This window comes from Nonomuraea sp. NPDC005501 (assembly GCF_040605905.1).
GTDB lineage: Bacteria > Actinomycetota > Actinomycetes > Streptosporangiales > Streptosporangiaceae > Nonomuraea.
Map to the genome: position 1 here is coordinate 1 of NZ_JBEXDT010000172.1, position 8079 is coordinate 8079.

An 8079-nucleotide genomic window follows, 5' to 3' on the forward strand; every position below is an offset into this window, starting at 1 on the left:
CCCGGCCCGAGGTCCACCACGTGGTCGGCGAGCTCGATCAGGTCGCGGTCGTGCTCGACCACCAGCACCCAGCAGGCCACGGCGAGGTCGGCGAGGTGGCCGGCGACGCCCTGGGTGCCGATGACGGCGCACCACGCGCTGTCGGCGCTCGGGGCGACCACGCTGGTCGCGACCCCCACCGGCGCCATGGACCTCCTGGCCCGGCTGCACCTGGAGTTCCTGCTCGACCCGCTGGACCTCGGGCTCCGGCACATCGTTCTCACCGGCGAGATCGCCTCGAAGCGGACCCTCGGCCACCTGGCGGGCGAGTTCGACGCCGAGGTCCACGAGGTGTACTCCAGCCCGTTCAGCGGGGGCGCCCTGGCCTGGCGGGCGGCGGAGGACGAGCCGCTCACGCCGCTCGCCGACGGCCTGCTGCGGCTGGCCGCGCTCGGCAAGGACGAGCTGCTGCCGCACGCCTCCGGCGCGGCCGAGCTGGTGATCACGCCGGCCGGCCACTCCGCGCTCGGCGACGCCGTGCTGCGGACCGGCCAGGTGGCGCGCGGCCCGGCCGACGGGATCCCCGGCCCCGCGCACACCGTGGGAGACCACGTGCTGGTGCGCGGCGTGTGGCTGTCGCTGCCCCGGATCGGCCGGACCCTCACCAAGATCGACGGCGTGGCCCGGTGGGAGCTCGGCGTCAGCCGGCAGGGCACGCTCGACGCGGCGGTCCTGACCGTGACGTTCAACCGGGCCAGCCTGGTGGGCAACCCGATGTGGCGGTCGCGCCTCCAGGAGGCCGTGCGGGCGCTGACGCCGATCTCGCTCGCGGTGGAGATCGCTCCGGAGGTCACCGAGACGCCCTCCCCCGGCATGGTGAGCGACCTGCGCGGTCACCACCTCGGCCGCGACAGGGCGCTCGTGACGTGACGCACCGACTCAGCTTGGAGGCGCGGGAGACGTGGAACCGGTGCCGGACTGGGGGACGATCCCCCGCATGCTGCGCGACCAGGCCGCCCGGCACCCCGGCGCGACCGTCCTGGCCGACGGCGCGGACCGGACGAGCCTGGCGGAGCTGCTGGAGGCGGCCACGCGGGTGGCGCGGGGCCTCATGGCGCTCGGCGTCGGGCCCGGCGACCGGGTCGCGCTGTGGGGCGTGAACGACCCCTCCTGGGTGGTCCACGCCTTCGGCGTCTGGTGCGCCGGCGCGGTCCTCGTGCCGCTCTCGTCCCGGGCCAAGGGCCTGGAGGCGGCGGCGATGATCCGCAGGACCGCCGCCCGGGTGCTGATCACCGGAGAGGGGGCGGGGCGGACGGCGCCGGCGGACCTCCTGCCGCCGGGCACCGGCCTGCTCCATGTGGTCGTCCCCTCCTCCGCTCCCCCGGGCCCGGGCCGTCTCACCGCCTCGGAGCTGCTGGAGCGGGGGGAGCACGTCACGCCGGACGCCGCCGAGGAGCGGGCGCTGGCCGTACGGCCGGAGGACCTGTGCGAGATCATGTCCACCTCCGGCACCACCGGCACGCCCAAGGGCGTCATGCTCGACCACGCCCAGGTGCTGCGCGGCTACTGGGACTGGGCCGAGATCGTCACCCTGGGCGAGGACGACCGCTACCCGGTCATCGCGCCGTTCAGCCATGGCTTCGGGCTGAACGCGGGGCTGCTCGCGTGCGTGCTGCGGCGGGCCACGATGATGCCGATCCGGGCGTTCACCCCCGACGGGCTGATGGAGCTGATCTCCTCCGGCCGGATCAGCGTCCTGGCGGGGCCGCCCACGCTGTTCCACCGGCTGCTGGACGAGCTGGACCGCAGGGCGTGCGACGTCTCGTCGCTGCGCGTGGCCATCTGCGGGGCCGCCGCCGTCCCGCCGTCGCTCATCACCCGGCTGGTCGAGCAGGTGGGCATGGAGCGGGTGATCAACGCGTACGGCCTGATGGAGGGCACGGTCGTCTCCATGACCAGGGCCGGCGACCCGGTCGCGGTGGTCGCGGCCACGACCGGGCGGGCGGTGCCCGGCATCGAGGTCAGGGTCGTGGACGACGAGGGCAAGGACGTCGCGCCGGGCGAGCGCGGCGAGATCCTGCAGCGCGGCTACGGCGTGATGCGCGGCTACTGGGACGAGCCGGACAGGACCGCCGAGGTGGTCGACCGGGACGGGTGGCTGCACACGGGCGACGTCGGCGTGCTGGACGCGGCCGGGAACCTGGCGATCGTGGACCGCAAGAAGGACCTGTACATCGTCAACGGCTTCAACGTCTCCCCCGCCGAGGTGGAGTCGTTGCTGCTGCGCCAGGGCTCGCTGGCGCAGGCAGCCGTCGTCGGGGTGCCCGACACCGTCTCGGGCGAGTCCGGCTGCGCGTACGTGGTGCCCCGTCCCGGCGCTGAGGTGGACGTGGAGGCGCTGCTGGCCTGGGCGGGGGAGAACATGTCCAACTACAAGGTCCCGAGGCGCGTCGTGGTCGTGGAGGCCCTGCCGGCCAACGCCAACGGCAAGATCGACAAGGCCGCCCTGCGCGCCCGCGCGACACGGGACGCTCTTGACGGCGAAAAGAGGCTGTCATAGGCGCTCGCACGGGGAACAATCGCCACGAGACGGTGATCCCGGCCGGACGCCTGGCCCGTGCCGAGGAGTCGCCGTCGCAGGGAGGCGACGTGGCGTTGCGCGTGGCGGTCATCGGATCGGGCCCCGCCGGGATCTACACGGCCGAGGCCCTGGTCAAGCAGTCGTCGGAGCCGGTCGAGATCGACGTGCTCGAACGCCTGCCCACGCCGTACGGGCTGGTCAGGTACGGCGTCGCGCCCGACCACACCTCGATCAAGTCCATCGCCGGCTACCTGCAGCGGGTGCTGGAGCTGCCGCAGGTGCGCTTCCTCGGCGGCGTCACGCTCGGTGTGGACGTGTCCGTGAGCGACCTGCTGAGCGCCTACGACGCCGTCGTGTACGCCACGGGCGCCATGGTGGACCGGCGGCTCGGCATCCCCGGCGAGGACCTGCCGGGCAGCGTGGCGGCCACCGACTTCGTCAACTGGTACTGCGGCCACCCCGATGTGGACGCCGGCCGGTTCGTCCTCGACAGCTCCGAGGTGGCGGTCATCGGCGTCGGCAACGTGGCCGTGGACGTGGTGCGGATCCTGGCCAAGACGGCCGACGAGCTGAGCGCGACCGACGTCCCCCATGAGGTGCTCGAACGCCTGGGCGCCAGCCAGGTCAAGGCCATCCACATGATCGGCCGGCGGGGGCCGGAGCACGCCAAGTTCACGCTCAAGGAGCTGCGGGAGCTCGGGGAGCTGGCCAACGCCGACGTGTGCGTGCGGCCGGAGGAGGCCGTCGTGCTCGGCGGCGACTTCCCGCGCCAGGTGCGGGGCAACATCGAGGTGCTGCGCTCGTGGTCGGAGCGGCGGCCGGCCGGCCGGCCGCGCCGGCTCGACGTGCGGTTCTGGCTGCGCCCGGTGGAGATCATCGGCAGCGAGCGGGTCGAGGAGCTGCGGCTCGAACGCACCCGGCTGAGCCCCGAGGGACGCGTGGAGGGCACCGGCGAGTTCGAGACGCTGCCGGTGGGGATGGTGCTGCGATCCGTCGGCTACCAGAGCGTCCCCCTGCCGGACGTGCCGTTCTCCCACGAGACGATGACCGTGCCGAACGAGGCGGGGCGGGTGCGCGAGCGCGAGTACGTCGCCGGCTGGCTCAAGCGCGGCCCGACGGGCGTGATCGGCACGAACAAGTCCGACGCGGCCGAGACGGTCCGCACCCTGCTGGCCGACCTCGCGGACCGCGGGCACGAGCTGAAGACGGACCTCGACACGCTGCTGGCCGAGCGCGGGGTGCGGCCCGTCACCTACGAGGAGTGGCTGGCCGTCGAGGCGGCCGAGGCCGAGCTGGCCCGCACGCTGGGCCGCGGCGAGCGCGTCAAGCTGGCCGGCCTGGAGGCCATGCTGCGCGCCTTCCGCCCCTGAGGCCGCCCCTGAGCCCGCCCCTGAGGCCGGTGTCCCGCGGCGGGTTAGGGTGCAGGGCATGCGTGTGACCATGGGGGACGTGCCGCTGGCCTCGTTCGAGGACGCCTTCCGGGCCCAGCGGGCCCGCTATCCGGGCGCCTCCCCCGGCTGGCGCCCCGGATGGCAGCCGGTGCACACGGTGTACGTGCCGGCCGACCGGTTCTCCGCCGGGACCGTCGCGGACTGGGGCGGGCGGGCCCTGGCGATGGCGCGGGCGGGGCTGGCCGGTCCCGCCGAGGTCGTGGACGTGTTCGGGGTGCCGGAGGGGCTGGCGCCGGCCGTGCACGAGCGGGTGCTGCGCAAGCTCGCCCGCGAGCCCGTCGAGGACCTGCGGATCGACTTCGAGGACGGCTACGGGGTGCGGCCCGGCGAGGAGGAGGACGCGCACGCCGTGCGGGCCGCCGAGGCGGTCGCGGAGCTGCGGGCCGCGGGGGCGCTGCCGCGGCGGTGGGGGCTGCGGGTCAAGTCGTTCGCCGACGGCGACCCGGCGCGCTCGGCGCGGACGCTCGACGGTTTCCTCACCGAGGTGGCGGCGCGCTGCGGCGAGCTGCCGCCCGGCTTCGTGGTGACCTTCCCCAAGGTGCTCATGGAGGAGTACCTCGTGGAGTTCGCCGACCTGCTGGGGCGGCTCGAACGCGGGCTGGAGCGCGGGCTCGGGGGCGGCGCGGAGGTGCGGCTGCGCTTCGAGATGCAGGTGGAGGCGCCGCAGACGCTGGCGTTCCTGCGGGGCGAACTCGCCGAGACGCTGGGAGGCAGGCTCGCCGCCGCGCACTTCGGGGTGTTCGACCACACGGCGGCGATCGGCCTGCCCCCGCACGAGCAGCGGCTCGACCACCCGGCCTGCGACCACGCGCGGCACGTCATGCAGACCGCGTTCGCGGGCACGGGGGTGGAGCTGTCGGACGGGTCGCTGGCGGCCGCGCCCGCCTCGGAGTCGGCCGCCGACGTGCGCGGGCTGTGGCGGCGGCACGCCGAGCTCGTACGGCACTCCCTGCGCCATGGGTACCACCAGGGCTGGGACATGCACCCCTCGCACCTGGTGAGCCGGTTCGCCGCGGTCTACGCCTTCCATCTGGCGACGTACGACGCGTACCGGGAACGGGTGCGGGCCTGGGAGGAGGGGCGGGCGGCCGACGGCGGGGTCATGGACGAGCCCGCCACGATCAGGCCGCTCGTGGCGGCCCTGTCACGCGCGGACGCCGCCCTGTCCGGCCCCGGCTGAGGCCGGGACCGCGTCCGGGGCCCGGCCGCTCAGTCGCGGTCGACCAGGGCGCGCCACTGCTGGACCAGCCGCCGGTCCACGGGGTCCGACCAGCTCTCCCGTACGGCGGAGCCGACATGGAAGGCGCGCACCCCGTAGTCGAGCAGGGCCGGCACGTGCGGTGGCCGCAGCCCGCCGCCGGCCAGGATGATCGACCCGTCACCGGCCTCGGCGCGGGTCTTGAGCACCGGCAGCCCGTCCGCCACACCGGTGGGCCCGCCGGCGGTCAGGACGGTCGCCAGGTTCGGCAGGAGGCGCACGGCGCGCCAGGCGGCCAGGACGTCGGCCGCGTGGTCGACCGCCCGGTGGAACGTCCAGGGCAGCGGCGAGACGGCGTGGATGAGCGCCTCGGTGGCGGCCAGGTCCACGGCGCCCGCCTCGTCGAGGAACCCGAAGACGAACCCCGCCGCACCGGCCTGGGCCAGCTCCTTGACGTCGCGCCGCAGCCGGTCGAGCGTGTCCTGCCCGGCCGTGAACGTGGCGTCGCGGCGCAGCATGACCATCTGGGGCAGCGGGCACTCGGCGGCGATGGCGGCGACCGTCTCGGGCGCGGGTGTGAGCCCGTCGGCCGCCATGTCGGCGACGACCTCCACGCGGTCGGCGCCGCCCTGCTCCGCGGCCACGGCGTCGCGCACGTCGAGCGCGATCACCTCAAGGAGGGATCCGGTCATGAGGGCAGGTTATCGGGTGCTCTACCCCTTTCCGCAGGCGAAGCCCCAAAAGCCCGTTACGTCCTGGCTGGTCCTGGGGGCCGGCGGCCGTCAGGCGCCGATGAGCTCAGGGAGGGTGAGGTCGCGGAAGGCGGCGACCATGGCGCTCTCGGCGGGGCGCTGGAAGAGGGCGCCCGAGGCGCGGTGCGGGAGGTCCACCGTACGGACATGCTGGAAGCCGCGCCGCCGGTAGTAGTCCTGGAGTTCCTGGTTGCGCTTGGCGCAGTCGAGCCGGAGCCAGCGGCGCCCCGTGGCGCGGGCCGTGTCCCCGGCCCAGTCCAGCAGCGCGTCCCCGAGACCCGTGCCGGCCCAGGGCCTGGCCACGGCCAGCTTGTGGACGTACAGCGCCGAGCCGGGGTCGTCGGCGGGCGCCCAGAACTCCGGGTCCGCGTGGCCGTCCAGGGCGATGGTGGCGACCGGAGGGACGTCCTCGTCGGGGTCGAGGTAGCGCAGCTCGTCGTCCAGCAGGTACAGCACCCGCTCCTCGATCAGCGGCTCGATCCGCTCGGGGCCGAAGCCGCCCCGCGGCCACTGGCTCACGCCCTTGGAGTGCAGCCATTCGGCGGTGTCGGCGAGCAGGGTGAGGACGCCCTGGAGGTCGGAACGGTCGGCGCGGCGCAGGGCCAGCGGGTGCAGGAGGGTCGCGGTACCGGAGCCCGAAGTGCCGGAGAGGGTGCCGAAGGCAGTGATGGAGTGCATGGTTCGCCCTTTCGATGCGTTGGGTGTCCGAGTCACTACTGTGAGTGATGGCGCAGTGGCGCATGGACTCGGCTAGGGTGACTTAAAGGCGATATGTACGCATATACACGCATAAATTGGGTTTTAGGGAGTATGCACGACTCCCCTAGCCCGGCGAGGCCGGATTACTCGCGGCGGGCCGCCGGCGGGATCACCCCCAACCGAGCTCGACTAGCGGCTGTCGAGCTCGTATCTGATCAAGTGCTTGTCCGCGGGTAGCACCGAGACCGCGACGCGCACCGGCGTATCAGCCCTGTCGTAACCAACACGGACATACACGACAACTGGCGTGCCCAGTTCCAATTGAAGCCTCTCAGCTTCCTCTTGGTTGGGCATTCGCGCCCAAATGTCGTCAATCACGCGAACTTGTTCATGCCCGAGCTCCTCCAGAACCCGGTTCGCCCCTCGCGCGATGTCCCCCGGCCTGGCGATTTCCGAGGTGGCCACCAAATCCCGGGGGAAGTAGGAGTCATTGGTGTTGTACGGCTGCCCGTCGACGAAACGGAGCCGCCGGCGCACCACGGCGAGCTCCCCGTCGGCCAGCTCCAACCGGCTGGCGATCTCCTCGACGGGTGTGACGGTCAGCACCTCGATGAGCTGGCTGGGCGCCCGGCCCTCCTGCGTGACGGCGTAGGCGAACGCCTCACGCAGCTCTCCGCTGGGCTGTGGCTCCAGCTCTCGCTGCGGGTAGATGAGCAGCGGCCTGCGGTCCCGGACGATCGTGCCGCGGCGGGGCGTCCGGGTGACCAGCCCTTCGTTGACCAGCTCGCCCAGGGCCAGCCGGACGGTGTTGCGGCTCACCCCATGGTCCTCCATGAGCTGGGCCTCAGTCGGCAGCTGCGCTCCGGGACCGAGTACACCGGAGTAGATGGCCTTCCGTAGTTCGGAAGCCACCTGCTGGTACAGCACCGACCTTGCCACTTTCACCCCTTATTGTGCCAACAATTTAGACGATCTGGTTCTAGCAGGCCACAACCCCTTGACCAAAGGGCCCCCGCAGCCGCATCATCCATTCGTTGGTACAAATCCATCGAAAGGCCGGGAGGAGGTGAGGGCCAGTGTTGCCGGTCCACGCGGGTACGCCATACCTGCCCTGGCAAGACCCAGACGATGCACCACGTTTACTGCGTTACGCGGTGCGTCGCCATACGTTCGGTCTTACCTGCACGAACACCCGGAATGGCAGTCCCGTACCGACCAGGTCGACCGAGCGTTGCCGGCACCCGGAGTCCTCGCACTCCCCCACCGTCTCCGTGCGCGAACCATCGATCTAGGACTCCAACCCTCGCCGGAGTCCTGGCGTCGCCGCGCATGGGGCGGTGCTGTTGGTGGGTAGGGGAGCGTCGTGCAGCCGGCGAAGCAGCAGAGTGATCTAGTTGTGGAGGCTGTGCGAGTGAGAAT

General features: G+C 72.8%; 8 protein-coding genes. 4 read left to right on the plus strand and 4 right to left on the minus strand.

What is annotated here, in order from left to right; genetic code table 11:
• Window positions 1-188, minus strand: a 188-nt coding sequence (locus ABZS51_RS41485; protein WP_355453501.1) for a hypothetical protein, incomplete at its 3' end; no start/stop codon positions are given.
• On the opposite strand from ABZS51_RS41485, the gene ABZS51_RS41490 reads away from it, so the two are divergent.
• The 4 genes from ABZS51_RS41490 to ABZS51_RS41505 all read left to right on the plus strand — a co-directional run bounded on the left by ABZS51_RS41490 (window position 187) and on the right by ABZS51_RS41505 (window position 5191).
• Window positions 187-909, plus strand: a complete 723-nt coding sequence (locus tag ABZS51_RS41490) for a hypothetical protein (protein WP_355453504.1) — start codon at window positions 187-189, stop codon at window positions 907-909. The two genes, ABZS51_RS41485 and ABZS51_RS41490, sit on opposite strands and share 2 nt — an antisense overlap.
• 31 nt (window positions 910-940) lie before the next feature.
• Window positions 941-2539 carry an AMP-binding protein gene (locus ABZS51_RS41495; RefSeq protein WP_355453507.1) on the plus strand — a complete coding sequence of 533 codons (1599 nt, stop codon included), beginning with the start codon at window positions 941-943 and terminating at the stop codon, window positions 2537-2539.
• A gap of 89 nt (window positions 2540-2628) precedes the next feature.
• Window positions 2629-3930: an FAD-dependent oxidoreductase gene (locus ABZS51_RS41500; RefSeq protein WP_355453510.1), complete on the plus strand. Its 1302-nt coding sequence runs from the start codon at window positions 2629-2631 to the stop codon at window positions 3928-3930.
• Between the two features lie 58 nt (window positions 3931-3988).
• Window positions 3989-5191 (plus strand): aldolase, encoded by a 1203-nt coding sequence (locus ABZS51_RS41505; protein WP_355453513.1) that lies wholly within the window; start codon window positions 3989-3991, stop codon window positions 5189-5191.
• A gap of 29 nt (window positions 5192-5220) precedes the next feature.
• Here the strand turns inward: ABZS51_RS41505 and ABZS51_RS41510 are convergent, their stop codons facing one another.
• From ABZS51_RS41510 to ABZS51_RS41520, 3 genes are all read right to left on the minus strand, one after another.
• Window positions 5221-5901: a copper homeostasis protein CutC gene (locus ABZS51_RS41510; RefSeq protein ID WP_355453516.1), complete on the minus strand. Its 681-nt coding sequence runs from the start codon at window positions 5899-5901 to the stop codon at window positions 5221-5223.
• 90 nt (window positions 5902-5991) lie between these two features.
• Window positions 5992-6639, minus strand: a complete 648-nt coding sequence (locus tag ABZS51_RS41515; RefSeq protein WP_355453519.1) for a GNAT family N-acetyltransferase — start codon at window positions 6637-6639, stop codon at window positions 5992-5994.
• A gap of 210 nt (window positions 6640-6849) precedes the next feature.
• A complete protein-coding gene (locus ABZS51_RS41520; RefSeq protein ID WP_310716553.1) occupies window positions 6850-7587 on the minus strand; it encodes a GntR family transcriptional regulator in 738 nt (245 codons plus the stop codon).
• Window positions 7588-8079: the final 492 nt, after the last annotated feature.

Coding starts and splice junctions, on each gene's coding strand:
- ABZS51_RS41505 (WP_355453513.1), top strand. CDS start 3,989: ATGCGTGTGACCATGGGGGACGTGCCGCTGGCCTCGTTCGAGGACGCC.
- ABZS51_RS41515 (WP_355453519.1), bottom strand. CDS start 6,639: ATGCACTCCATCACTGCCTTCGGCACCCTCTCCGGCACTTCGGGCTCC.
- ABZS51_RS41510 (WP_355453516.1), bottom strand. CDS start 5,901: ATGACCGGATCCCTCCTTGAGGTGATCGCGCTCGACGTGCGCGACGCC.
- ABZS51_RS41490 (WP_355453504.1), top strand. CDS start 187: ATGGACCTCCTGGCCCGGCTGCACCTGGAGTTCCTGCTCGACCCGCTG.